Here is a 22046-nt window from a genome sequence, read left to right as displayed (position 1 = left end):
CCCCCAGACCCCGTGCCCCAGAGGACCCTCATGAAGTTCAGAATCGTCTCCGCAGTCACCGCCCTGGTCCTGCTCGTCGCCCCGACCGCCGCGGGCCTCGGATCGAGCGCCTCCCGATCAGCGACCGGAGCGGTGTCGATGGCGCAGACTCCGGTCACTCCCGCCGCCACGGCGACCGCGGCGGAGCTGCTGCAGTTCCTCTCGGCGCTGCAGTACCGCTCGAGCGACAAGTTCCTGACCGGCCAGTTCGTCGCTCCGAACTACGGCCGCCCCGAGCGGTCGACGCCGGGCATCACCCTGACCACCGTGCAGGACTGCTGGGACTACCACGTCGGGCGCGTGCAGACCGCGACGGGCGAGTCCCCCGCGCTCGTCGGCTTCGATCTCACCAACCGCACGTTCGACAAGAGCGGGACGGCGACGACCGCCGCCAACATGCCCAGCGACAGCAACATCCTGGCTCCCTCGATCGCGCACGCGGCGAACGGAGGCGTCGTCACGCTGAGCTGGCACGCCTCGAACCCGTGGACCGCGGAGGACGCGTGGTCGCGCATCCCCGCCGGGCACACGCTGTCCGAGGCGTACACGCCCGGCACCGCCGCCTACGGGGAGTACATGCAGTGGCTCACGGGGGTCGGCGACATCCTGCAGCACTACTCGGACGCCGGCGTGCCGGTGGTCTGGCGTCCGTTCCACGAGATGAACGGGACCTCGTTCTGGTGGGGGTACCACGCCAGCGGCGCGGCTCCGGCCGCCCAGTACACGGCGCTGTGGAAGCACATGTACGACTACCTGACCGTGCAGCGCGGGCTGACCAACGTGCTCTGGGCGTGGTCGCCGAACAGCGGCACGGCGTTCGGCCGGGCGATCACCGACCGCTACCCGGGCGACGCCTACGTCGACGTGCTGGGCCACGAGCGCTACTGGAGGGAGCTGACGGACACCGCCCGGTACGACTGGATGATCCAGAAGAACAAGGTGATCCTGTTCACCGAGGCGGGGCAGACGACGGGCACCCCCGAGCCGTGGGACACCACGCAGATGCTCCGCGAGGTCCGCGGCCGCTTCCCGAAGGTCGTCGGCGCGATGAACTGGATGAAGACGACCGTCGACTACAGCATCGCCGGCAACCTCAACGCGACGGCCTATCTGAACGACCCCCTCAGCCTGACCCTCGACGAGATGCCCGGTCGGATCAGCGACAACGCCGCTCCGACGGTCCTCTACAGCGGGGTCTGGACGCACTCCGCCGACGCGGGCTACTACTCCGGCACCAAGTCGGTCTCGAACCGCGCCGGCGCGCGGGCGGCGCTCACGTTCACCGGGACCTCGGTGTCGGTCTGGGGAAGGACGCTCTCGTCGAAGGGCGGGAAGTTCGACCTCTGGATCGACGGGCGACTCCACCAGGCGAGCATCGGCACCACCGCTGCCACGACGCAGTTCGGGGTGAAGCTCGCCGAGATCACGGGTCTGACCGCGGGGACGCACACCGTCGAGGTGCGGCTGACGAATCCGGTCGGCTACGTCGGCTTCGACTACTTCGGGGTGAAGTGAGGGCGGTCGGCGCTCAGCCGAGCGCGCGGAGCTGCGCGGCGAAGAAGGCGAGCGAGCGGTCGACCTCGGGCAGCGACGGCGTGCGGTTGAGGTGGCCGTGGGGCATGCCCGCCGCGAGGTACCCCGTCGCGGCGACGCCCGCCTCCGCCAGCTGACGCAGCAGCAGCTCGGCCGAGCCGCGGAGCTCGTCGAACTCGCTCACCATGACCGTGACCGGCGGGAGCCCGGCGAGCGGGGCGGCTCCGGGCAGGGCGTCGGGCGGCAGGTCGGAGAGGCGGCCGACGTAGTTCTGCACCATCGACTCGATGCTCGAGGCGGGGAAGCGGAACGCGGCCGGCAGCGTCAGCAGCTCGCGCACGACGTCGTCGTCGACGGTCGGGTTCGGGAAGTGCGCGAAGGGGTAGGCGAGGAGGACGTGGTCCGGCCCGGGCGCCCCAGCGTCGCGCTCGCGCAGCGCGGTGGCGAGGGCGAGCGCGGCACCGGCGCTGGCTCCGCCGATCGCGACGGGGTGCTCGCGCGGGGTCTCGGCGCGCAGGTACCGCCACGCGGCGTGCACGTCGTCGAGCGGCACGGGGTAGCGGATGCTCGCGCCGGCGAGCCGGTAGCCGACCGAGACGACGCGGGCGCCCGAGCGGCCGGCGAGCTCGGCCGAGACGACGTGCGCCTCCGGCATGTCGAGGTCCCCCGCGGCGAACCCGCCGCCGTGCACCCAGAGCAGTGCCCGACCGGACGGCTCCGCGGGCTCGTAGATCCGCAGCGGCACGGGGCCGTGCAGGCCGTCGATCTCAGCGTCCGAGACGCGCACGCCCTCCGAGAGCGTCCACGGCGCGGGATCCACGGCGAACTCGGCGAGGCGGGCCGCCTGCTCCGGATCGAGCGGATCGGTGACGCCCTCGAGCAGGTGCACGCGGGCGGCGAGGTACGGGTCGAGCGGCACGGGCGCCTCCAGGTCGTGGGTACGCCGACACGCTACCGAGCACGGCGCTCCAGCAGGACCACTCCGTCGAGCAGAACTCCCTCGTGGCCGTCGGGCCCGGAGGCGGTGCGCTCGCGCGTGCCGACCACTCGCTCGATCCAGTCCTCGGGGTCGAAGGCGAGCTCGGCGAGCTCCTCCTCGGGCGAGGGCAGGTGCTGCAGGGGGTGCCTGTGGCCCGACCAGGGCGGAGGGGCGGCGTGCGTGACGATCGCGAGGCGGCCGCCCGGAGCGACGAGGCCGCCCGCACGCCGCAGGATCGCGGTGCGCGGCAGCTCGACCATCGAGTGCAGGAAGCTCGCGCAGACGAGGTCGAAGGGCCCGGCGGTCGGCCAGTCGGCGCCGAGGTCGGCCTGCCGGAAGTCGATCGCGAGTCCGCGACGCTCCGCCTCCTGGCGGGCGCGGGCGAGCGCGGTCTCGGAGAGGTCGAGGCCCGTGACGCTCCAGCCCTGCTCGGCGAGCCAGAGGGCGTCGCCGCCCTCGCCGCAGCCCAGATCGAGGGCGCGGCCGGGCGGCAGATCCCGGACGAGGTCGACGAGCGCGGCGTTGGGCCGGCCCGACCAGATGCGGTCGGAGTCGGCGTAGCGCGCCTCCCAGTGGTCGCGTGCGGTGGTCATCGCGGTCCCTTCCCTCGTGGTCGAGGATGCCGCGTGCGGGGCGGCGGAGCGAGCGGTCGTGCCGGAACGGCAGGACGGAGTGCTGCCGGAGCAGCAGGAAGGAGTGCTGCCGGGAACGGCAGGAAGGAGCACTGTCGGGAACGGCAGCACCGGATCGGCGCGGACGGCACGCAGCGGAACAGCAGGAGTCGCCTCCCCGGAAGGGGTTCCGCGACGCCGCGAGCGCCGATTAGCGTCGGGGCATGGCCCTCCGACTCGAAGAGATCATCGTCGACTGCACCGACTTCCGGATGCTCGGGCACTGGTGGCAGGAGGCGCTCGGCTGGGACGTCGTGGACGAGGACGACGAGGGCATCGAGCTGCTCCCTCCGTCGGGACGCGGGCCGAGCCTGCTGTTCCTGGACGTGCCGGAGCGCAAGAGCATCAAGAACCGCCTGCATCTGGACTTCGTGCCGGACGACCAGGACGCCGAGGTCGCGCGCCTGCTCGGGGCGGGCGCGTCCCGGGTGGACGTCGGTCAGGGCGAGCAGTCCTGGGTCGTGCTCGCGGATCCGGAGGGGAACGAGTTCTGCATCCTCTCCGCGAGGGAGTGACCGGCAAGCGTTTCCCATGCATCCGCATGGAGAATTCCTGAGAAGTCAAGGGTAGAACGGGCGTTCTCCGACCCCTAGCATCGGTGCGAACCACCCCGGACGGGTGGCACCGAGTCGAGGGAGAGACCGTGAACGCGTACGAAGGGCCCGTGGCGGCCGTGGGTGCGTCGCAGGCGCAGCAGCAGCGCGAGATGCTCGTCGGGCGCGTGCTCGCCTCGCGCGGCTCCGGGCTCTACGCCTACGCCTACCGGCTCACGCTGTCCGAGTCGGCGGCCGGCGCCGCCCTGCAGAACGCGGCCGTCACCCTCCGCAGCGGTTCGCCGCAGGTCGTCGACGAGGCGTCGGCGCTCGAGCTCGCGCGCACCGAGATCGGCCGGGCGAGCCTGGAGCGCGGCGACCAGGCGGTGGCCGTCGTCGCTCCGGCCCCCCTGCGCGACGAGGACCTGCTCCGCTCGGGCTTCCACCGCCGCCTCCACGCTCTGCCCACGCTCCAGCGCCAGTGCTGGCTGCTGCGGCACACCGGCCGGCACGACCTCGAGGCGATCGCGGGGATCCTCGGCGTCACGCAGGAGCAGGTGCGCTCGTCGCTCGCCGCTGCCGCGTGCGCGCTGGTCGAGGGGGAGCTCGCGGAGGCGGAGGGCGCCGAGTAGGCGCTCCCCCGCTCTCCGGGAGGGGCCCGAGAGGCGCCGGGTCGAGCCGGCGGCACCCCTCAGGCGCTCAGGACCCGGGGACTCGCCCCGGGAAGTGCGTCAGTCGAGGTACTCGATGTCGTCCCACGGCTCCTGGACGTCGCCCGTGTCGCGATCGTCGTCCGGCACCTCGTGGTCCTCGAAGATCACCGGCACGCCCGGTGACACCAGCGCGCTGACCTGCCGGTTGCCGACCACCACGAACTCGACCATGCCGCCACCGGCCCGGGACGCCTCGGTCGTCGACTGCTTGAGTCCGGCGACATCCGCTCCCTGCGAGAGCCCGTAGGTCTTGCCGTCGATCGTGACGGTGGTTCGGATCATCAGGTGGCGCTCCTCGTGTCGGTCGTGTCGAGACTACGAACAGGGCCGGACCCGCTCCAGGCCTTGCGGACGGCGCGAAGGACTGGCACGGGACGCCGGTCGGGCGAGCGGCGGCGGGAGGATGAGCGGATGATCCGGCTCCTGCGCCCGCTCCGGCACCTGCTCGCCGCCCGCCTCGGCGACCTCGGCGCGGGCCTCCTCGCCTCCGCTCTCGACCGCGCCGCCGCGCACGACCCGCGCGCGGCCGCCGTGCCCGCGTGGCACTCCCCCGCCCCTCGCGTCAACGGGGGCGCGGCGCGCGAGGAGCGCGACGTAGCGTTGCCCGCGAACAGCACGATCCGACACGACCGCAAGGAGGATCCGATGACCGACAAGACCACACCCGGCGACGCACCCGACACCGAGACCGTCGATCCGGAGCACGTCGACCCCGACACCGCGACCGACCCCGAGGGCGACCCGGTCGAGAACCCGTCGGGCTGACGCCCGCTCGTCACGGAAGCCCCGAGCCGCTCCGGCGCCTCGGGGCTTCGTCGCGTCCGGGGCGCGGTGCGCCATTCGGCACTCCTGCTGCTCCGAGCGCCTCGAAGCAGCGGGAAGTGCCCAACGGCGGCCCCCAGGGTCAGGCCGACTCGACGTAGCGGCCGAAGCGGCGGTCGCGGGCCAGCAGGGCCTCGCGGGCGGAGTCGTGGCGCACGTCCTGCACGCGCAGCACGACGAGCAGGTGGTCGCCCGTGTCGTGCACCTGCTCGACGGAGCACTCCAGGTGCAGTGCGGCGCCGTCGATCGTCACGGCTCCGGCCTCCGATGCGCTCCACGCGACTCCGGCGAACCGGCCCGCCCGATCGCGCGAGGCGATCCGCAGCACCGCCGCGTCCTGATCCCAGCCCAGCACCGAGACTCCGAGACGCGCCGCTCGGGCCAGGTGCGGCCAGGTGCTGGAAGAGCGCTGCACCGCGATCGTGCAGAGCGGCGGATCGAAGCTGACGCCGAGGGCCAGGGTCGCCACGACCATGCCGACCGGCGCGCCGTCGACGAGGGCGGCGACCGCGGCGACAGGAGTCGGGACCGCGCGGTGGGGCTGCACCACCGCGTCCAGGAGGGTCACCGCGCCTCGCCCACCCGGAACGCGGAGCCGGGATGACCGGCGGGCAGGGTCGGCACGCCGCGACCGAGGATGCGCTCGCGCATGGATCCGGAGCGGGGCGTCTCGGGCAGCATTCCGCGCTCGCGCAGCAGCGGCATCACCTGCTCGGCGACGTCGCGGTAGGTCTCCCACGAGCCGTAGGTGTACTCGATCAGGAAGCCGTCGACATCGGTGCGGTCGACGATCTCCTGCAGCTGATCGGCGACGGACTCCGCGGTACCCGTGACGCGCATGCCTCCGATCGAGGACGTGATCACGTCGAGGATCTCGGCGACGGTCGGGCTGTACTCGGGCTGCTGGAACATCGCGAGCATGGTCTGCCCGACCTCGGTGGTCACCTCGGCGAGGGTCGCGTCGAGCGGGAACGACATCAGGTCGACGCCGCTCCAGCCCATGAACAGCGCGGCGGCGGCCTCGCGGGAGGGCGTCGCGTCGAGCTCGGCGCGCAGGCGCACCGCCTCCTCCTCCGTGTCGCCGACGATGATCGAGACGGAGGGGAGGACGGTGATGTGCCGCGGGTCGCGGCCGTTCGCCTCGGCCCGCGCCCGCAGGTCGGCGACGGTGGCGGCGGCCTTGCCGAGGTCGCGGTCCTGGATGAAGACGCACTCGCCGTAGCGGCCGGCGAAGGCGCGGCCGGCCGAGGAGGTGCCCGCCTGCAGCAGGAGCGGCGTGCGCTGCACCGACGGGATGGCCGGGAAGTAGCCGTCGTAGCGGAAGTACTCGCCCTCGTGCGTGATGCGGTGCACCTTGGCGGGGTCGGCGTAGGTCCGGGTCGCCTTGTCGTAGACGACCGCGTCGTCCTCCCACGCGCCCTCCCAGAGCTTCAGGCACAGCTCGACGAACTCGGTGGCGCGGCGGTAGCGCTCGTCGTGAGGCGTGACTCCGTCGTGCCCGAGGAGCTTGGTGAGCGCGACCTGGTTGTCGGAGGTGACGATGTTCCAGGCGATGCGGCCCTTCGTCAGGTGATCCAGCGTGGTGAAGGTGCGGGCGTTGAGGTAGGGCTGCTGCGCGGTGGTGGAGGCGGTGACGACGAAGCCGAGGCGGTCGACGGTCGCGGCGAGCCCGCTGACGAGGGCGAGCGGATCGTGCACGGGCACCTGCACGGCCTCGCGGATCACGACCTCGGGCACGTCGTCGCCGCTCATCGGGTAGCCGAGCGCCTCGGCGAGGAAGAGGAAGTCGAAGCCGGCGTCCTCGAGCTTCCGCGCGAGGTCCTGCCAGTACTCCAGGGTCGCGAAGCCGCTCGTGTCGCCGCGGGGGTGGTGCCAGGCGTTGCTGATGAAGTTCGGCGTGAACTCCTCGAACGCGCCGAGGAAGATCTGCTTGGTCACGGGTGCTGCCCTTCGATGGCGATCGGATGCTCCCGATCGGAGGGCTGATAACCTCGCGTTATCAACACGGCTGATGATAACCAGGAGTAATCATCGGCCGCAAGACCGCACCACCGCACCACCCGGAGGACCGATGAGCGACGACGCCGCGGAGGCACCCGCCCTCGCCTCCGAGATCGGCGCGCTCGTGCGCGCCCTGCGCACCTCCCGGGGCCTGTCGATGCGGGCGCTCGCGGCCGAGGCCGGCGTCTCGCAGCCGTTCCTCTCGAAGCTCGAGAACGGCCGACTGCTACCGAGCCTCTCGACCCTCTACGCCCTGGCCGCGGCGTTCGACGTGCCGCCGGCCGAGCTGGTGCCGGCGATCGCCTCCTCCGACGACACGACACCGGAGGCGCACCTGCGCGCGAGCGACGCCCCGCACGCCCCGCGCGCGCGGCTGGTCGCGGGGGGACCTGGGCGCCGGACGGAGGCGTACCTCTTCACCGCGCAGCCGGGCCAGTCCGACGACGTCGACTTCGCGCATCCGGGCGAGGAGTTCGTCTTCGTGACCGAGGGGGCGGCCGTGCTGACCTACGCCGACGGGGCGTCCCGCACGGTGTCGGCGGGCGAGTCGATCACGATCGAGACGACGCGCCCGCACCGCTGGTCGGTGCCGGCCGACGCGGCCGGGGCGGCCCGCTACCTGCTGGTGACGACGCACTCCGGCTGAGGGCTCGGCACGCGAGAGCGCGAGATGCCACTCCGGTACGCCTGCATCGGCGTGCCGCGTACTGGAGTGGCATCTCGCGGGGACTCATCGAGGGGTCAGCGGCAGCGCTTCGCCGCCGACTCGATCGGGATCACGGCCGAGGCGGGCTCGCCTGCGACCGTGCCGCGCACGTCGACCGTGAGCGAGAAGGCCGGCACCGAGCGCAGCGGAGTGGGCACCGTCACCGACGCGGACTTCCCCGCGGCGAGAGACGGCAGCTTCGCGCTGCCGTAGGGCGTGCGCACCGAGAGGGCGACGCGGTCGGTGCCGCCGTTCGCGGCCTTCACCGACACGACGGCCTTGCCCGACGCGCACGTGACGGTGGCGCTCAGGCCCACGCGCAGCGCGTTCTCGAGGGCGCCGAGGGAGTCGCGGAGGCCGCGCTCGGCGGCGTCCACGTCGGCCTGCGTCGCAGCGGATCCGGCGAGCACCACGGCGGCGATCGTCCGGCTCTCGTCGAGACGCGCGAGCGACTCCTCGGTCCACGCGTCGCGGTCGACGGCGTCGGCCTCGGCGAGCGCCGCCTCCAGGGAGGTGGTGTCGGCGGTCGACTCCGCGGCGTCGGCGACGAGGCGCACGTCGTCGAGGACGCCCCACGCTCCTCCGGTGAGCGCGAACTCGGCCGCGATCTCGACCACGCCGTCCTCTCCGACCACGACGGGGATCGTCGTCGTCGAGAAGGAGCTCCAGGTCGTGAGCACCAGCGGGGCGCTGGTCGTGCCCGCGGAGGTGGTCGCGCTCAGGGTGCGGACGTCACTCGCGGGGCTGTTGGTGCCCTGCGTCGTCGCGCGCAGCGTGTACGCGCCGGCGGGGACTCCGGTGATCGTCTGGCTCGCCGAGGTCTCGTAGGCGGTGCCGTTCCAGAAGGTGACCGCGAAGTCGCCCTCGGCCGCGTCACCGGTCTCGGTGCGCGCGGCGGGTCCGGTGAAGGTCCACGCCGACGTGTCCGCGTCCTCGAATCCGGGGTTCCGCACGAGGTTCGGAGCGACGACCACGACGGTCGCCGAGACGTCGAGCCCGGAGTCCGTGCGACCGGGGATCGTGTACTCGCCGGGTCCGCGGATCCAGGAGGCGGCTCCGCTCCAGGTGACCGCGGGCGTCTCGACCGTGCCGTCGTTGAAGTTCACCGAGACGGTGCCGGGGAGATCGACCGGCTCGCCGTCGACGACGGTGAGCTCGACCGCGTCCACTCCGGTGACCGCGCGGGGCGCGACCGCTCCGGTGTCGACGTAGCGGAAGGTGATGAGCGACTCGAGCGGCGTGCCGTCGGCGGCGAAGAGGGCCTGGTTGTCCCAGCCCGATCCGCCGAAGTCGTCGCCCACGTGCACAGGGTCGTAGGGGGCGGCGAAGCTCGTGGCCCAGCCGGAGCCGTCGCGCTCCCAGAGCACGCGGTTCTGCTCGACGTCGCTCGCCGGGCCCACGGGCAGCCAGGCCGGCTCCCAGTAATAGACGCCGATGCCGGCGTCGCCCACCGCGTGCACCGCGGCGATCACGTCGCGCAGCGCCGTGGCCTGGCCCTGCACGCTGATCGGGTAGTCGTCGGTGACGGTGCTCTCGTCGATGACGTTGGGGTAGCCGTCGCCGTCCTCGAGGGTGTGCGCCCACGAGGTCTCGGCGACCATGACCTTCTTGCCGTAGGTGTCGGCGATCTGCGACAGCGAGGCCGTGAGGTTCTCGGGGCTGCCGTGCCAGAACGGGTAGTAGGAGCTCGCGAAGACGTCGTAGTCGACGTCGAAGCGGTCCAGGCCCGCGGCGATGGCGGAGTAGCGGCCCGGCGTCTCGGGGTTGGTGAAGTGCACCGCGACCTGCGCGTCCGGCAGGACCTCGCGGACCGCGGAGCTGCCGGCTGAGAACAGCCCGGCGAGGGTCGCGTCCATGTCGGTCGCCGCGCGGCTGTAGCCGGCCATGCCGTTGTTGGTCTCGTTGCCGATCTGCACCATGTCGACGTCGACGCCGGCGTCCTCGAAGCGCTGCAGCGACTGGGCGGTGTAGTCGTGCAGGGCGGTGGTGAGCTCGGGAGCGGCGAGGCCGGCCCAGGCCTTCGGCGCCAGCTGGCGGGCGGGGTCGGCCCAGAAGTCGGAGTAGTGGAAGTCGACGAGCAGGCCCAGGCCCGCCGCCGTGGCGCGCTCGCCGATCTCGATCGCGCGGTCGACGTCGACGTCGCCCGCCCCGTAGCCGTTGCCCTCGGCGTCGAACGGGTCGTTCCAGACCCGGACGCGGACCGAGGTGACGCCCTCGTCGGCGAGGACCTCGAAGACGTCGGCCTCCTGGCCCGTCTCGTCGCGGAAGACGACTCCGCTCTCCTCGAGCGACAGGACGCTCGAGATGTCGGCGCCCTTGATGAAGTCGGCCGGGAGGCCGTCGACCTTGTCGACGAAGATCCCGGCGTCGACCGGTCCCTCCGCGGCGGAGGCGCTGGTCGCTCCGACGCCGGCGAAGGCGCCGAGGAGCGTGGAGACCGCGGCGACGGCAGCGGTGCCGGCGGTCCTCCTGGTGCGTGCAGACATGCGTGTCCTTTCGTGGTGCGTCCGCCGCCGGGCCCTCGTGCCGACCGCCGCGCACACGGAGGCGGAGGGGAGGGAGGGGCCCGGTCGGGCGGGTGGGGTGGTGGCGCTCGGAGCGCTCACGGGGCCTGCGGAGCCCGCAGTGGCGGGCTCGAGGCGGATCGGTGCGGCGTGGTTCTCCTTTGAACTGTGTGCGCTCCCAGTCTGCGGAGGCACTCAGGAGCCGTCAAGACGGTTCGGCACAACCGGCCTGCGTCAATTCGGCTGTGCGCGACTGGGAGCGAGCACAGGTCGGCGGCCGGCGGCGGGAGGCGCGGCCCTCCCGGCTCATGGGATGATCACCCGGGGCGGCGAGAGGGATGACGATGGGCCAGCTGATCTACGGAGTCGCTCCGGCGGTCGAGATCGACGACCGCGCACTGCGGCACGTCGAAGCGGTCATCATCTCGAAGCTGCGCCGCAACGAGAGCTTCTCGTTCCACTGGGACGGCGAACCGGACGTGGGCGAGGACGTCACGCGCCCCGAGAGCGGCCGCCACGGCAGCGTCTGGGTCTCGAAGAGCTCGTCGCTCTACTTCAGCTACGACTCCCCCGGCGGGCAGCCGCTGAACCGCGCGTGGATCGACCTGCTGCTGCGCTCGGCGCTGTCGCCGGCCGGGCTGCGCGTGCTGCCCGAGCCGAAGGTCTGAGGCGGGTCGCCTCGCCGCCGCTCCTCCAGGAGTTGCGGTAACGGCGCGCGCTCACCGCAACTCGTGCGGGAACGGAGGCGGCCCTCGCCGCCGCTTCTCCAGAAGTTGCGGTAACCGCGCGCGCTCACCGCAACTTTTGGAGGAGCGCGAGCGGAGGCCGGAGCGGAGGCGGGAGCGGAGCAAGGGCGGGCGGGACGGGCGGCGTCAGCCCTGCTGCTCCGGCTCGGCGACGACCTGCAGACCCGACTGCGAGCTCGCCGACACCATCAGCGCGTCGACCCACGCGCGGTTGATCGCGGGCTGGCGTCCGCCGAAGAACTTGTACGAGAGCGGCACCGACGGGTGCAGCCAGATCTTCATCCGTCCGCCGCCCGTGTCCTGCGTCTGCGTCCACGAGAAGGCGAAGGACTCGTCGCGACGCAGCTTCGCCGTGATCACGATCTCGAGGTGCGCGAGCAGCCGGTCCTCGAAGTCGGCCTCGATGCCGCCGGGGTAGATCAGCAGTCCCATGGGTGCTCCGCTCCGGCCGCGAGGCCGCCGTGCGCGCCGGAGGATCCGGAGCCGCACCCGATCATCCCAGCATCCCCCGCTCTCGCCCAGTCGCGCCCGGCCCCCGCCGCGATCGGGCTCCGGCCCGGTCGACCTTCCGCCTCCCCGGGCTCCTAGGCTCGACGGATGCACCTCGAACGCCGCGCGCTCGTCGCGCCGGACGGAACCCGGCTCTCGCTCCTCGATTCCGGGGGCACCGGCCGGCTCGTCGTGATCCTGCACGGCCTCGCCGGCAGCGCCGAGGAGTTCGCACCGACCGCCCGCGCGCTGCCGGATCATCGCGTCGTGCTCCTCGATCAGCGCGGGCACGGGCACAGCGAGCCGCGTCCCTCCGACGTCTCGCGCGAGGCGTTCGTCGCCGACGTCGCCGCCCTGCTCGAGCGCGAGGGACCCGCGATCCTCGTCGGCCAGTCGATGGGGGCGCACACCGCGATGCTCGTCGCGGCCGCGCATCCGGAGCTCGTCGACCTGCTCGTACTGCTCGAGACCGCGGAGGGCGGTGGCGGGGACGCGGGAGTCGCGGACTGGTTCCGCTCCTGGCCGCTGCCGTTCGCCGACCGGGACGCGGCGCGAGCGTTCCTGGGCGACGGGGCGCTCGCGGACGCGTGGATCGCCGACCTCGTCGAGGGGCCGGACGGACTCCGTCCGCGGTTCGACCCGGAGGTGATGGCGCGGGCGATCGAGCCGCTCGCCGCGCCGCGCTGGGCGGAGTGGGAGGCGGTCGCCGCTCCGACCCTGCTGGTCCACGGCGAGCACGGGATGTTCGCGGAGGACGTGCGCGACGCCTTCGCCGCGCGCGGACGCGACGTGCGGCGGGTGGAGCTGCCGGGCGGATCGCACGACGCGCACCTCGATGCGCCCGAAGGCTGGATCGCGGCGCTGCGGGAGTTCGTGGGAGGTCGGGCGTGACCTGCGTCTTCTGCGAGCTGATGGCCGGGCACGGCGAGACGACGTGGGTCGAGCGGGAGGAGGGGGCGGTCGCGTTCCGGCCGCTCCCCTCCTCCGAGCTCGCCCCCGGGCACACGCTGGTCGTCCCGCGCGAGCACAGCGCGGGGCTGCTCGACGCCTCCCCCGCGGCGCTCGCGGCGACGATGTCGCTCGCGCAGCGCGTCGGCCGGGCGATGCGGGCGGCCCTCGGAGCCACGGGAGTGGCCGTCCTGCAGGCGAGCGGCGCCTCCGCGGGGCAGAGCGTGCCGCACCTGCACCTGCACGTGGTGCCGTCGTGGGACGGCGACGAGGTGCAGTGGCCCGCGCACCGGTCGGCGCACGTCGTCGACGGCGAGCCGTGGGCGCTGCTGGCCGAGATGTTCGAGTAGCCCGCCTCGGTCATACTGGCGGGCGTGCAGGACGAGGACGACGAGCGCAGGGAGCTGGAGCGTGCGCTCTTCGCGCGGCCGAGCGGGGACGCCGAGGGCGAGAGCCGGCGGATCGACGCCGAGCGGCGGCTCCGGCTCGAGCAGGAAGCGGCGCGGGCGGAGGCGGCCGTGGTCGCACCGGAGGCTCCGCGGCTCGCTCCCGCGGCCGCGCCCGAGGCCCCCGCCGCTTCGACGCCGCGACGCCGACGTCCCGCTCTGATCGTCGGCGGCGCGCTCGCGGCCGGACTCGTGCTCGGCGCCGTGGCGGCGAGCGTCCCTCCGCTGGTCGTCGGAGCATCCGCCCCCACGGCGAGCCCGACGGCGACCGTCCGCCCGGAGGACCGCTTCGCCGCCTACGTCGACGGCTGGACCCTCGTCACCGAGCTGCCGCCCGGGATGGACCTCATCGCCGGCCCCGCCGAGGTCTTCACCCCCGGTTTCGACACGGTGCAGGAGGACCGGATCCTGCTGACCGCTCCGAACGGGACGTCGCTCTGCCTCGGTCTGGAGCGCGTGGACGGGTCCCTCTCGGCGGGCTGCACGGGGCTCGCCGAATTCTTCGACTCCGGATCGCTCGACATCGTCGGCACCGACGTCGAGGACGGATCCGGCGTCTATTCGCGCGTGACGATGCGCCCGGACGGATCGATCGAGGGCGGGTACCAGCTCCTGACGCGGGAGCCGTCGGAGCCCTGAGCCCGCCGCCGCGTGTCGAGCCTGCGCCGTTCCTCAGAGAACCCCCGGCCGCACGCGCCAGGATGCGGGGACATCCACTCGACCGGGAGGCCGCCGTGCCCGACAGCATCCAGCACTACGACGTCGCCGTGATCGGCGCGGGGCCCGCGGGCACCGCCGCCGCACTGCGCGCCGCCGAACTCGGAGCGCGCGTGGTCGTGCTCGAGGCCGCCCGCGTGGGCGGGACCTGCGTGAACACGGGCTGCGTGCCCACCCGCGTGCTCGCGAAGACCGCGCGGATCATCCGCGAGGCGCGCACCGCCTCCGACTACGGGGTCGACGTGGGCACGCCGCGGATCGACTGGGACGCCACGGTGCGGCACGTGCACGAGCGCGTCGACAAGGTGCGCTCGATCAAGCGCGAGGCGCAGCGCTTCGAGGAGGCGGGCGTCGAGCTCATCCACGAGGGGCGCGCGCGGTTCGCGGACGAGAGCACCCTGGTGCTCGACAGCGGGCGTCGGCTGACGGCCTCCTCGATCCTGATCTGCGTCGGCGGGCACTCGCGCCGCCTCCCGATCCCGGGCGCCGAGCTCGCGACCGTTCCCGAGGACGTGCTCGGGCTGCCGTCGCTGCCGCGCCGGGTCGCGGTGATCGGCGGAGGCAACACGGGTGCGCAGCTCGTCACGGTCTTCAACGCGTTCGGATCGGAGGTGACGCTGCTCGACGTGGCGCCCCGGATCCTGACGACCTCGGACGCGAGCATCTCGGCGTACGTCGCCGCCGCCTTCGAGCGCCAGGGCGTGCGCGTGAGCACGGGCATCGAGACGGTCGAGGGCATCGAGCGCGCCGACGACGCCCTGACGCTGCGCTGGAAGGACGCGGGCGACTCGCACGCCGAGCAGTTCGACGCGGTGATCATGGCCACCGGCTGGCCCGCCGACGTCGAGGACCTGGGCCTCGAGAACGCGGGCATCGAGGTCGTGCGCTCGGCGATCCCGGCGGATCAGTACTTCCGGACCGTCGTGCCGCACGTCTTCGCGGTCGGCGACGCCAACGGGCGCGACATGCTCGTGCAGGCGGCGCAGTTCGAGGCGGAGGCGGCGGCCGAGAACGCGGTGCTCGGCGCCAACCGTCGGACGCCCCAGCACCTGCTGCCGGCCGGCGGATTCACGGACCCCGACTACGCCGGAGTCGGGTTCACCGAGGAGCAGGCCCGCGAGCGCGACCCGCAGTGCGTGGTGGCGTCGGTGCCCTTCTCGGGCGTGGACCGCGCGGTGATCGACGACCGCGAGAGCGGGTTCCTGACGCTGATCGCGGACCGGCGGCGCGAGCTGCTGCTGGGCGCGCACGCGGTGGGCGAGAACGCGATCGAGGTCGTGCAGTCGGTGACGACGGCGATGGCGGCCGGGGTCGACGTGGCGACGCTGGCGAACGTGCGGTTCGCGTATCCGACGTACAGCGCGGTGATCGGGATGGCGGCGCGGGCGCTGCTGAAGGAGCCGGCGCGGCCGACCGAGCTGGACTGACGGGCGGCGGGGCCGACGGGCGGCGGCGGGACGGCGCTCACCGGCGATCGGGCTGCAGAAGTAAGGCTCAGGCCGCGGATCCGGCGGAATTCGCGCTCTTCACGGCTCGTGGCCTGAGTTCTGCAGGTCGCGCAGTCAGCAACCGAGGGTGAGAGCCTGCAGCGGTCGTTTCCGGGGCTCTTTCGCCCTCTCCTCCTCGATCACGAACGGCGCCAGCGGTAGGGCGTCGTGGTCGACACCTTCACCAGGCCCGCGCGCTCGAGGATCGGGCGCGAGTCCTCGGTCGAGTCGCTGTGCACCAGGCGCTTGCCCAGCGCGAGCGCGGACGCGGCGCGGGCCGCGGTGAGCGCCCGGTAGATCCCGCGTCCTCGGCACTCCGGCAGCATCGCGCCGCCCCAGATGCCCGCGAACTCGGTTCCGGGAACGGGCTCGAGGCGGCCGCCGCCGACCATCCGGCCCTCGACTTCCGCGACCCACAGCTCCATGCCGTCGCCGCGCGCGAGCCGGGCGACGAGCGAGTCGGCGATCCCGACGTCGACGGGCTCGCCGAACGCCTCGTCGATCACGGCGCTCATGGCGCGCACGTCCGCCTCCTTCACGACCCGGCGGAGGGTCGTCCCGACCGGGACCTGCGCATCGCCCGCGAGCGCCTCGAGCGGCCCGATCATGATCGACTCGGGCTCGTCGGGCGCGAAGCCGTGCGCGATCAGGGCGTCGTGCAAGCCCGGCGCGGAGTCGTGTCCGCGCGTCTTCCACTCGACGCTCCGGATCGCGGGATCGGCGGCGAAGTGCGCGAGAGCCGCCGGGACGAGTTCGCGGATCGCGGCCTCGTCGGCGCCGCCGAGATCGCGGTAGGTGACGAAGCCGCGACCGCCCGCGAACGTGACGAGGCGGAGCGGACCCCGGCGCGCGACCGAGACGGCGCTCGGTGTCTCGGCGTCGGAGCGGAGCTGCTCGTCGTAGGCCTGCAGGTACTCGGCGCTCGTCGTCATCCGCGCCACGGTACCGGACGCCGCGTGTCGGGGGCGGTCGGTACGGTGGCGGCATGAGCTTCGCGAACGTGGGGACGCTGGGCGTCCGGTCCGGGAGGCGCGACGAGCTGGTCGCGATCCTCGTCGAGTCGAACGAGGCGCTCGCGCGGGTCGGGTGCCTGGCGTACGAGGTGGGTGTCAGCGACGAGCAGCCCGACACGGTCTTCGTGGTGGAGCTGTGGACGAGCGCCGAGGCGCACCGGGCCTCGCTCGAGCTGCCGGAGGTGCGCGACGCGATCGCGAGGGCGCGTCCGCTGCTCTCCGGGGAGTTCGGCGGGTTCCGGTTCGACGTGGTCGGGTCGCCGCTGCGCTGAGGCGCCCGGGGCGGCTCGCGGCAGGGAGGCCGCGAGTGGACGCGGACCGGGCCTCGCAGGGCGATCGCGGCCCGATTCGGGTCGACTGGACGGAGCCGGGCGGCGCGGGTGGACGCGGAGCGGGCTCCAGCGGACGCGCGCAGCCCGATCCGCGCCCACTCGGCGACGCTGCGGGCCCGATCCGACAGCGACGCCGGGCATCAGCCGCCGATCCGGCCGACCAGGTCCTGGATGAAGGGGACGACGTCCTGCGCCTGGTCGACGCTCGCGAAGGCGGTCGCGACGAGCGGCCAGACGGAGCCGACCAGGGTCGCGACGACGGCGGCGACCGCGGCGACCCACGCGACCGCGGGCTTCCGCGCCGCGAAGGCGAGGCCGAGGAAGGCCAGCCCGACCAGGAAGCTGATGACGATCGACGCGGTGATCGCGCCGACGGGGACGTCGAGCGCGCCGGCGATCGATCCGTCGGCGGCGGCGATCAGCCCGAGGACGGGCAGCAGGACGCCGAGGACGACGAGAGCCGAGACGACGACACCGGTCGCGAAGGCGATCCAGGCGGCGCGGGGGCGGCGACGGCCGCCGTAGCTGCGCATGCGGGCCACGGGACTACTCCTCGGTCTTCGCGGGCGCGGGGACGGAGTGGCTGCGCTCGGCACCGCTGTCCGACCCGGCGGGCTCGACCGATCCGGCGGGCTCAGCGGGCTCGACGGGCTCATCGGAGTCGACCCGCTCGTCGGTCTCAGCCGGCTCCTCCGACGGCTGCTCGACCACGACGACCACGATCGGCGCGGTCCCGTCGGTCGGCACCTCGATGATCTGCGCGGGAGCGGATCCGTCGTCGGCGGCACGGGGTGCCTCGGTCTCGGAGAGAGCGTCCCGGTCGGCCGCGGCCCGCTCGCGCTCGTCGGCGCGGTCCGCCTGCTCGTCGATCGCGTCGGCTGCGGAGTCGAGGGCATCGGCGGCGGAGTCGGCGGCCGCGCCGGCGGCGTCCGAGATCCGGTCACCCGCGTCGGAGAGGCGCTCGCGCGCGTCGTCGGCGAGGTCGCCGGCCTTCTCGACCAGCGAGTCTCCCTCCGCAACGGGCTCGGGCTCGATCGGATCGAACGGACCGTGTACGTCGGTGACCGTGATGTTCACGGCGATCGGCGACGCGTGGACCTGCGACGCGGCCTTCAGGACCTGCGTGCGCGCCTCCTCCATCACGTCGGCGACGGTGTGCGGGTACTCGACCACGAGGTCGAGGTCGATGATCGTGCGGCCCTCGTCCTCCGAGATCGTGACTCCGGGGATCGTGCTGGTGCCCAGCACGGCGCGCGAGGCGCGGTCGAGACTGCGGGCCACCGGTCCGCCCAGGTGGTGCACTCCGGTGACGCCCAGCGCGGTCTCGGCGACGGTCGTCGCGAGCAGGCTGTCGGGCGATCCGTCGTCGGCGCGCACGGCGCCGAGGTCGATCGGACGGGCGTCGTCCAGGGACACGTCGGGGTCGAGACGGAGGTCCTCGAGGCGCGCGTCGTCGAGACGGGCGCCGTCGGAACGCGCGTCGTCGAGACGGGCGTCGTCGGAGCGCGCGTCGTCGAGGCGGGCCTCGGGGCGGGCGTCGTCCGAGCGGGCGTCGTCGATGCGGGGTTCGTCGGTCATGGGGTGCTCCTAGCGTTGCGTGCGGATGCCGGGGCGCGGGTCACGCGCTCGGGGCGAGGGTTCTGGCGCCGGTCCGGATCTGCGCGAGGCGGTGCGCGCCTCCGGCGATCGCGGCCCCGAGCAGGGGTGCTGCGACGAACACCCACAGCTGCGCGAGCGCGTCGGGACCGCCGTAGACGGCTGCGGCGAGCGAGCGCGCGGGATTCACGGACGTGTTGCTGATCGGGATCGAGACCAGGTGGATCAGCGTGAGGGCGAGGCCGATCACGACGGGTGCGAGCGCCGCGGCCCGGGCGGTGACCGAGAGGATCACGGTCACGAAGACGGCGGTCAGCAGCGTCTCGGCCAGGAGGACGGCGCCGAGGCCGAAGCCGCCCGGGGAGTGCTCGCCGAATCCGTTCGAGGCGAATCCGCCCTGCTGCGCGGAGGCGAGGAAGCCCTCGGGACCGTCGGCCGCGATCGCGACGAGCGCCGTCGATCCGAGCAGGCCGCCCACGAGCTGCGCGAGGACGTAGCCGGGCACGTCGCGCCACGGCGTGCGGCCGGCGACGGCGAGGCCCAGGGTGACGGCGGGGTTGAAGTGGCCGCCCGACAGGTGGCCCACCGCGGCGATGCCGACGAGGACGCTCAGCCCGAAGGCGAGTGCGACGCCGAGGAAGCCGATGCCCAGCGTGTTCTGCTCGGTGGGGAACGCGGAGGCGAAGAGGGCCGCGCCCACGCCGCCCCCCACGAGCAGGGCGGTGCCGACGACCTCCGCGAGCAGGCGGACGGCGGCGGGCACGGGCGCGTCGGCGGTCCGCTCGGCGGCGGCAGGGGCGGCGGGTGCGGCGGGGGCGGTGCTCGTGCGGCTCATGGGAGCGCCTTCCGGAGGGAGAAGAGGGAGGGGGGTCAGTGGCGAGGTCCGCCGACGCGCTCGCGCACCTCGGCGACGGTGTCGACGGGCAGCGGAGGCACGCCGCGGCCGATGCCGCGCAGACCCACGGCCAGGAGGATCGCGGCGGCGACCGCGAACACGACGAGAGTGATCGCGACGGCCGACCAGAGCGGCAGGGCGAGCGCGAGCAGGGCGACGGCGAGCGCCGCCAGGAGCCCCGCGGTCACCAGCGCGAGGACCGCGCCGACCGCCGCGAGGACGACTCCGCTGCGCGCGTCCGAGACGCGATCGCCGATCTCGCGGCGGGCGGAGGCGAGCTCCTCGCGGACGGCGCGGACCACGGGGTCGATCGCCTTCTGGGCGAGGCCCGCGCGGAAGCCGGTGGAGTCGTCGGTCATGGTCGGTCCTTCGGGGTGGAGAGGGGGTCCGGCCCTCCGCGGGGAGGCGGAGGGCCGGAGGGGTCAGCGGCGCGTCACTCCACGCGGGAGGCGGAGCTCATCCGGCTGCGGAGGCCGCTGACGATCTGGACGACGACGGGGGTCTCCTCGCCGAGGACCGCGTCCCAGTGGCGCACGGCGGTGTCGACCGTGCGACGCGTCTGCATGGGCGACACTCCGCGACGGGTGTGCGCGGTGATGCGCAGCACCCGGCGGTGCCGGATGTCGAACGCGGTGACGTCGACCGAGACGATGCCCGGATCGCGCGTCAGCGCCTCCTCGAGCACCTGCTCGGCGACCTTCGCGTCGAGGGTCAGCGTGCCGCCGGTCGGAGTGGATCCGCCGGAGCCCGCCGAGACGCGCAGGAGCGTCGACGTGCGTCCGCGTCCCTGCCGCACGATGAAGCGCAGCAGCAGGAGGATCAGCACGAGCGCCACGGCCGCGGTCACCCAGAGGATCCAGGGCTGCGATCCGGACAGCGCGTCGGACGCGGGTCCGCTCGCGTCGTCCGCCGCGGTCGACACGGTCTGCTGGACGTCGGGGAGCAGCGCGCCGACGGCGACCGCTCCTCCGACGGCCAGCAGCACGAGGCCGACCAGCAGCAGGAGCAGGCGGTTCAGGAAGCGGTTGGTGGTGGTCATCGGACCGATCCCTTCTCGGAGACGCGGACGCGGGCCTTCAGTGCGGGACTCACGTCGTAGCTCCCGAGCTCGGCGTCCACGGCCTCGCGGATGCTCGCCACGTCGGCCGAGACTCCGCTGGTGCGCTGGACGGTGACGCCGACTCCGCGGCGCCCGACCGAGACCTGGACCTGGTCGGGATCGACACCGCCCGCGTAGGCGGCGGCGCGGGCGACGCTCTGCGCGATCACCCGGTCGTCGACCACGGCGGCCGTGCGGTCGATCCCGGCGCTGCGGCGACCGCGGCGACCCGGAGCGAACGACAGCACGACCAGCACGAAGCCGATCGCCGCGAGCACGGCACCGGCGGCGGCGGTCAGCGCGATGGGGGCGCCGGCCGCCTGGAGCAGCGAGGACGCGCCGTCCTGCGGAGCGACGAGCAGCGCGGGCTGTCCGAGGACCGCGAGCACCGCCTCCGTCCCGAGCCACGCGAACAGCAGGATCAGGAGGACCGCCAGGGCGATCGCCGACCCGGAGCGGGACGAGTGGGTCTCGCGCCGCACGAGACGCCGGTAGAGGGCGTCGGGCGACGGATGAGCGGGAGTCGTCACGACACCCTCCTTCGTTCTCGGAGGTCGACACCGGTGATCCGGAGGTCGACGCGGCCGATGCTCGAGCCGGTCAGCTCGAGGCAGCGGTCGCGGATGAGGGTCTGCGCCTCGGCGAGCCGGTCGAGCAGCGTCCCGGAGGAGCGCCGATCGGTCTCGCCGAGCGGGGACACGCGGATGGGGGCCTGGGCGACGACGTGCAGCGAGCCGCCGTCGTCGTCGAGGTCCACCGAGACGTCGGACGGGCCGACGTCCAGCGCGTCCGCGGTGACGGCCGACACGATCCGGCGCACAGCGCGCGAGGAGATCGTCGTACGGCCGTGGCGGGCCGGGTCGGCCATCACCGCCGCGGTCACGAGGACCGCCGCCCGCGGAGGGTGTCGCCGAGCGAGCGCAGATCGAGCTTGCCCTCGACGACGCGGCCGACTCCGTACCCGATGCCCATGCCCAGGGCCACGACGACGAACGCGCCGAAGCCCAGGACGACCGCCGTCAGCGCGAGGACCGCGCCGATGACCAGGCCTGTGGTGGACGGACTCACTGAACGCGGCTCTCGGTGTCGTCGTCCTTGTCGTCCGAGGGGATGTGCACGTCGGCGACGGTCACGTTGACCTCGGTGACCTCCATGCCGACGACCGAGGAGATGGCCTCGGAAACGGCGGAGCGGATGCTGTCGGCGAGCTTCTGCAGCGCGACGGGGTACTCGGCGACGACGGTGATGTCGGCGGCGACCTGCTTCTCGCCGACCTCGACCGAGATGCCCTGGCCGCGGTCCTGCGCGTTGATGGCGTTGCGGATGGCGCCGATGGCGCGGGCCGCTCCGCCGCCCAGGTCGTGCACGCCGGGGACCTCACGGGCCGCGATGCCGGCGACCTTCTCGACGACGCCGTCGGCGATCGTGTTCTTGCCGGTCGAGGTGGTGGTGCCGTGCTTGGCCGAGCCGCTGGTGGCGAGGGTGCCGGGGGTGACGTTGCTCATGATCTTCTCCTGTGACGACGGGGGTCGCGGCCTGGAGACCGCGGTGCCGACGAGGTGTGGCACACGATGAAGACGTGCGCGCCGCGGCGGTCGTCCTGCTGCATCAGGTGGTGCGCAGGGTTCGGGGGTGCGGGGCGCGTTCCGCGGCCAGCGGCGTCCACAGCGGGGGCGGGGGCGCTCGCTGGGCGGCCAGGGCTGTCCACAGGGGGGCGGTCCCGGATCCGGCGGCGCGCTCCCGCCGTCACCGGAGCAAGGACACGGACGGGCCGCCT

28 protein-coding genes are annotated in these 22046 nt (G+C 73.6%); 11 read left to right on the top strand and 17 right to left on the bottom strand.

The window, feature by feature from the left end:
• The first annotated feature begins 30 nt into the window (after positions 1 to 30).
• A complete protein-coding gene (locus ASF46_RS00435) occupies positions 31 to 1554 on the top strand; it encodes a glycosyl hydrolase (protein ID WP_056865962.1) in 1524 nt (507 codons plus the stop codon).
• Positions 1555 to 1567: 13 nt separating this feature from the next.
• Here the strand turns inward: ASF46_RS00435 and ASF46_RS00430 are convergent, their stop codons facing one another.
• Both ASF46_RS00430 and ASF46_RS00425 read right to left on the bottom strand, forming a co-directional pair.
• Complete coding sequence (locus tag ASF46_RS00430) at positions 1568 to 2491, bottom strand: alpha/beta hydrolase (protein WP_056865961.1); 924 nt, start codon at positions 2489 to 2491, stop codon at positions 1568 to 1570.
• Between the two features lie 32 nt (positions 2492 to 2523).
• Positions 2524 to 3144 carry a class I SAM-dependent methyltransferase gene (locus ASF46_RS00425; RefSeq protein WP_056865960.1) on the bottom strand — a complete coding sequence of 207 codons (621 nt, stop codon included), beginning with the start codon at positions 3142 to 3144 and terminating at the stop codon, positions 2524 to 2526.
• 242 nt (positions 3145 to 3386) lie between these two features.
• Between ASF46_RS00425 and ASF46_RS00420 the strand changes: the two genes are divergently transcribed.
• Positions 3387 to 3737, top strand: coding sequence for a VOC family protein (locus ASF46_RS00420; RefSeq protein WP_056865959.1), 351 nt, complete (start codon positions 3387 to 3389; stop codon positions 3735 to 3737).
• Positions 3738 to 3865: 128 nt separating this feature from the next.
• Entirely contained in the window at positions 3866 to 4387 is a 522-nt protein-coding gene (locus tag ASF46_RS00415) for a hypothetical protein (protein WP_157602100.1), read from the top strand.
• 99 nt (positions 4388 to 4486) lie between these two features.
• Here the strand turns inward: ASF46_RS00415 and ASF46_RS00410 are convergent, their stop codons facing one another.
• Complete coding sequence (locus ASF46_RS00410; RefSeq protein WP_056865957.1) at positions 4487 to 4750, bottom strand: hypothetical protein; 264 nt, start codon at positions 4748 to 4750, stop codon at positions 4487 to 4489.
• Between the two features lie 129 nt (positions 4751 to 4879).
• Between ASF46_RS00410 and ASF46_RS00405 the strand changes: the two genes are divergently transcribed.
• Positions 4880 to 5233: a hypothetical protein gene (locus tag ASF46_RS00405; protein ID WP_056865956.1), complete on the top strand. Its 354-nt coding sequence runs from the start codon at positions 4880 to 4882 to the stop codon at positions 5231 to 5233.
• Between the two features lie 139 nt (positions 5234 to 5372).
• Here ASF46_RS00405 and ASF46_RS00400 read toward each other — a convergent pair whose 3' ends face one another.
• On the bottom strand, positions 5373 to 5858 hold the full coding sequence (locus ASF46_RS00400) for a flavin reductase family protein (protein ID WP_056865955.1): 486 nt from the start codon (positions 5856 to 5858) through the stop codon (positions 5373 to 5375).
• The gene (locus tag ASF46_RS00395) at positions 5855 to 7228 is read right to left on the bottom strand and encodes an NtaA/DmoA family FMN-dependent monooxygenase (protein WP_056865954.1); all 1374 of its coding nucleotides are present in this window, start codon (positions 7226 to 7228) and stop codon (positions 5855 to 5857) included. Before ASF46_RS00395 ends, ASF46_RS00400 begins: the two co-directional genes overlap by 4 nt.
• Before the next feature lie 133 nt (positions 7229 to 7361).
• Between ASF46_RS00395 and ASF46_RS00390 the strand changes: the two genes are divergently transcribed.
• Positions 7362 to 7937 carry a helix-turn-helix domain-containing protein gene (locus ASF46_RS00390; protein ID WP_055785077.1) on the top strand — a complete coding sequence of 192 codons (576 nt, stop codon included), beginning with the start codon at positions 7362 to 7364 and terminating at the stop codon, positions 7935 to 7937.
• Positions 7938 to 8032: 95 nt separating this feature from the next.
• On the opposite strand, the gene ASF46_RS00385 is transcribed toward ASF46_RS00390, so the two are convergent.
• Complete coding sequence (locus ASF46_RS00385; RefSeq protein ID WP_082485074.1) at positions 8033 to 10483, bottom strand: glycosyl hydrolase 53 family protein; 2451 nt, start codon at positions 10481 to 10483, stop codon at positions 8033 to 8035.
• A gap of 356 nt (positions 10484 to 10839) precedes the next feature.
• Between ASF46_RS00385 and ASF46_RS00380 the strand changes: the two genes are divergently transcribed.
• Entirely contained in the window at positions 10840 to 11169 is a 330-nt protein-coding gene (locus ASF46_RS00380) for a hypothetical protein (protein ID WP_235576813.1), read from the top strand.
• Between the two features lie 204 nt (positions 11170 to 11373).
• Here ASF46_RS00380 and ASF46_RS00375 read toward each other — a convergent pair whose 3' ends face one another.
• Positions 11374 to 11679 (bottom strand): hypothetical protein, encoded by a 306-nt coding sequence (locus ASF46_RS00375; protein WP_056865952.1) that lies wholly within the window; start codon positions 11677 to 11679, stop codon positions 11374 to 11376.
• Positions 11680 to 11844: 165 nt separating this feature from the next.
• On the opposite strand from ASF46_RS00375, the gene ASF46_RS00370 reads away from it, so the two are divergent.
• The 4 genes from ASF46_RS00370 to ASF46_RS00355 all read left to right on the top strand — a co-directional run bounded on the left by ASF46_RS00370 (position 11845) and on the right by ASF46_RS00355 (position 15274).
• Positions 11845 to 12627 carry an alpha/beta fold hydrolase gene (locus ASF46_RS00370; protein ID WP_056865951.1) on the top strand — a complete coding sequence of 261 codons (783 nt, stop codon included), beginning with the start codon at positions 11845 to 11847 and terminating at the stop codon, positions 12625 to 12627.
• A complete protein-coding gene (locus tag ASF46_RS00365; RefSeq protein ID WP_200919640.1) occupies positions 12624 to 13034 on the top strand; it encodes an HIT family protein in 411 nt (136 codons plus the stop codon). The genes ASF46_RS00370 and ASF46_RS00365 overlap by 4 nt, the downstream gene beginning before the upstream one ends.
• Positions 13035 to 13058: 24 nt before the next feature.
• Entirely contained in the window at positions 13059 to 13769 is a 711-nt protein-coding gene (locus ASF46_RS00360; RefSeq protein WP_056865950.1) for a hypothetical protein, read from the top strand.
• A gap of 95 nt (positions 13770 to 13864) precedes the next feature.
• A complete protein-coding gene (locus ASF46_RS00355) occupies positions 13865 to 15274 on the top strand; it encodes an NAD(P)/FAD-dependent oxidoreductase (RefSeq protein WP_327205453.1) in 1410 nt (469 codons plus the stop codon).
• A 200-nt stretch (positions 15275 to 15474) separates the two neighbouring features.
• Here the strand turns inward: ASF46_RS00355 and ASF46_RS00350 are convergent, their stop codons facing one another.
• Positions 15475 to 16266 carry a GNAT family N-acetyltransferase gene (locus ASF46_RS00350; protein ID WP_056865948.1) on the bottom strand — a complete coding sequence of 264 codons (792 nt, stop codon included), beginning with the start codon at positions 16264 to 16266 and terminating at the stop codon, positions 15475 to 15477.
• A gap of 53 nt (positions 16267 to 16319) precedes the next feature.
• Here ASF46_RS00350 and ASF46_RS00345 point away from each other — a divergent pair, with 53 nt between their 5' ends.
• On the top strand, positions 16320 to 16619 hold the full coding sequence (locus ASF46_RS00345) for a putative quinol monooxygenase (RefSeq protein WP_055785052.1): 300 nt from the start codon (positions 16320 to 16322) through the stop codon (positions 16617 to 16619).
• A gap of 200 nt (positions 16620 to 16819) precedes the next feature.
• On the opposite strand, the gene ASF46_RS00340 is transcribed toward ASF46_RS00345, so the two are convergent.
• From ASF46_RS00340 to ASF46_RS00300, 9 genes are all read right to left on the bottom strand, one after another.
• Positions 16820 to 17212 carry a hypothetical protein gene (locus ASF46_RS00340; RefSeq protein ID WP_056867367.1) on the bottom strand — a complete coding sequence of 131 codons (393 nt, stop codon included), beginning with the start codon at positions 17210 to 17212 and terminating at the stop codon, positions 16820 to 16822.
• A 13-nt stretch (positions 17213 to 17225) separates the two neighbouring features.
• A complete protein-coding gene (locus tag ASF46_RS00335) occupies positions 17226 to 18257 on the bottom strand; it encodes an Asp23/Gls24 family envelope stress response protein (protein ID WP_056865947.1) in 1032 nt (343 codons plus the stop codon).
• A 40-nt stretch (positions 18258 to 18297) separates the two neighbouring features.
• Positions 18298 to 19110, bottom strand: a complete 813-nt coding sequence (locus ASF46_RS00330) for an aquaporin (RefSeq protein WP_082485072.1) — start codon at positions 19108 to 19110, stop codon at positions 18298 to 18300.
• A gap of 35 nt (positions 19111 to 19145) precedes the next feature.
• Positions 19146 to 19529 (bottom strand): phage holin family protein, encoded by a 384-nt coding sequence (locus tag ASF46_RS00325; RefSeq protein WP_056865946.1) that lies wholly within the window; start codon positions 19527 to 19529, stop codon positions 19146 to 19148.
• Between the two features lie 74 nt (positions 19530 to 19603).
• A complete protein-coding gene (locus ASF46_RS00320) occupies positions 19604 to 20209 on the bottom strand; it encodes a hypothetical protein (RefSeq protein WP_056865945.1) in 606 nt (201 codons plus the stop codon).
• Positions 20206 to 20799 (bottom strand): DUF6286 domain-containing protein, encoded by a 594-nt coding sequence (locus ASF46_RS00315; protein ID WP_055785040.1) that lies wholly within the window; start codon positions 20797 to 20799, stop codon positions 20206 to 20208. The genes ASF46_RS00320 and ASF46_RS00315 overlap by 4 nt, the downstream gene beginning before the upstream one ends.
• The gene (locus tag ASF46_RS00310; protein ID WP_230672742.1) at positions 20796 to 21152 is read right to left on the bottom strand and encodes a hypothetical protein; all 357 of its coding nucleotides are present in this window, start codon (positions 21150 to 21152) and stop codon (positions 20796 to 20798) included. The genes ASF46_RS00315 and ASF46_RS00310 overlap by 4 nt, the downstream gene beginning before the upstream one ends.
• Entirely contained in the window at positions 21149 to 21337 is a 189-nt protein-coding gene (locus tag ASF46_RS00305; RefSeq protein WP_055785037.1) for a DUF2273 domain-containing protein, read from the bottom strand. The genes ASF46_RS00310 and ASF46_RS00305 overlap by 4 nt, the downstream gene beginning before the upstream one ends.
• Positions 21334 to 21774: an Asp23/Gls24 family envelope stress response protein gene (locus ASF46_RS00300; RefSeq protein ID WP_055785034.1), complete on the bottom strand. Its 441-nt coding sequence runs from the start codon at positions 21772 to 21774 to the stop codon at positions 21334 to 21336. Before ASF46_RS00300 ends, ASF46_RS00305 begins: the two co-directional genes overlap by 4 nt.
• Between the last annotated feature and the right edge of the window lie 272 nt (positions 21775 to 22046).

This window comes from Rathayibacter sp. Leaf296, from assembly GCF_001423045.1.
In the GTDB taxonomy this organism is placed as follows: Bacteria; Actinomycetota; Actinomycetes; order Actinomycetales; family Microbacteriaceae; genus Rathayibacter; species Rathayibacter caricis.
The sequence above is the reverse complement of the archived record's forward strand: the minus strand, read 5'-3'. Positions and strand labels throughout refer to the sequence as shown.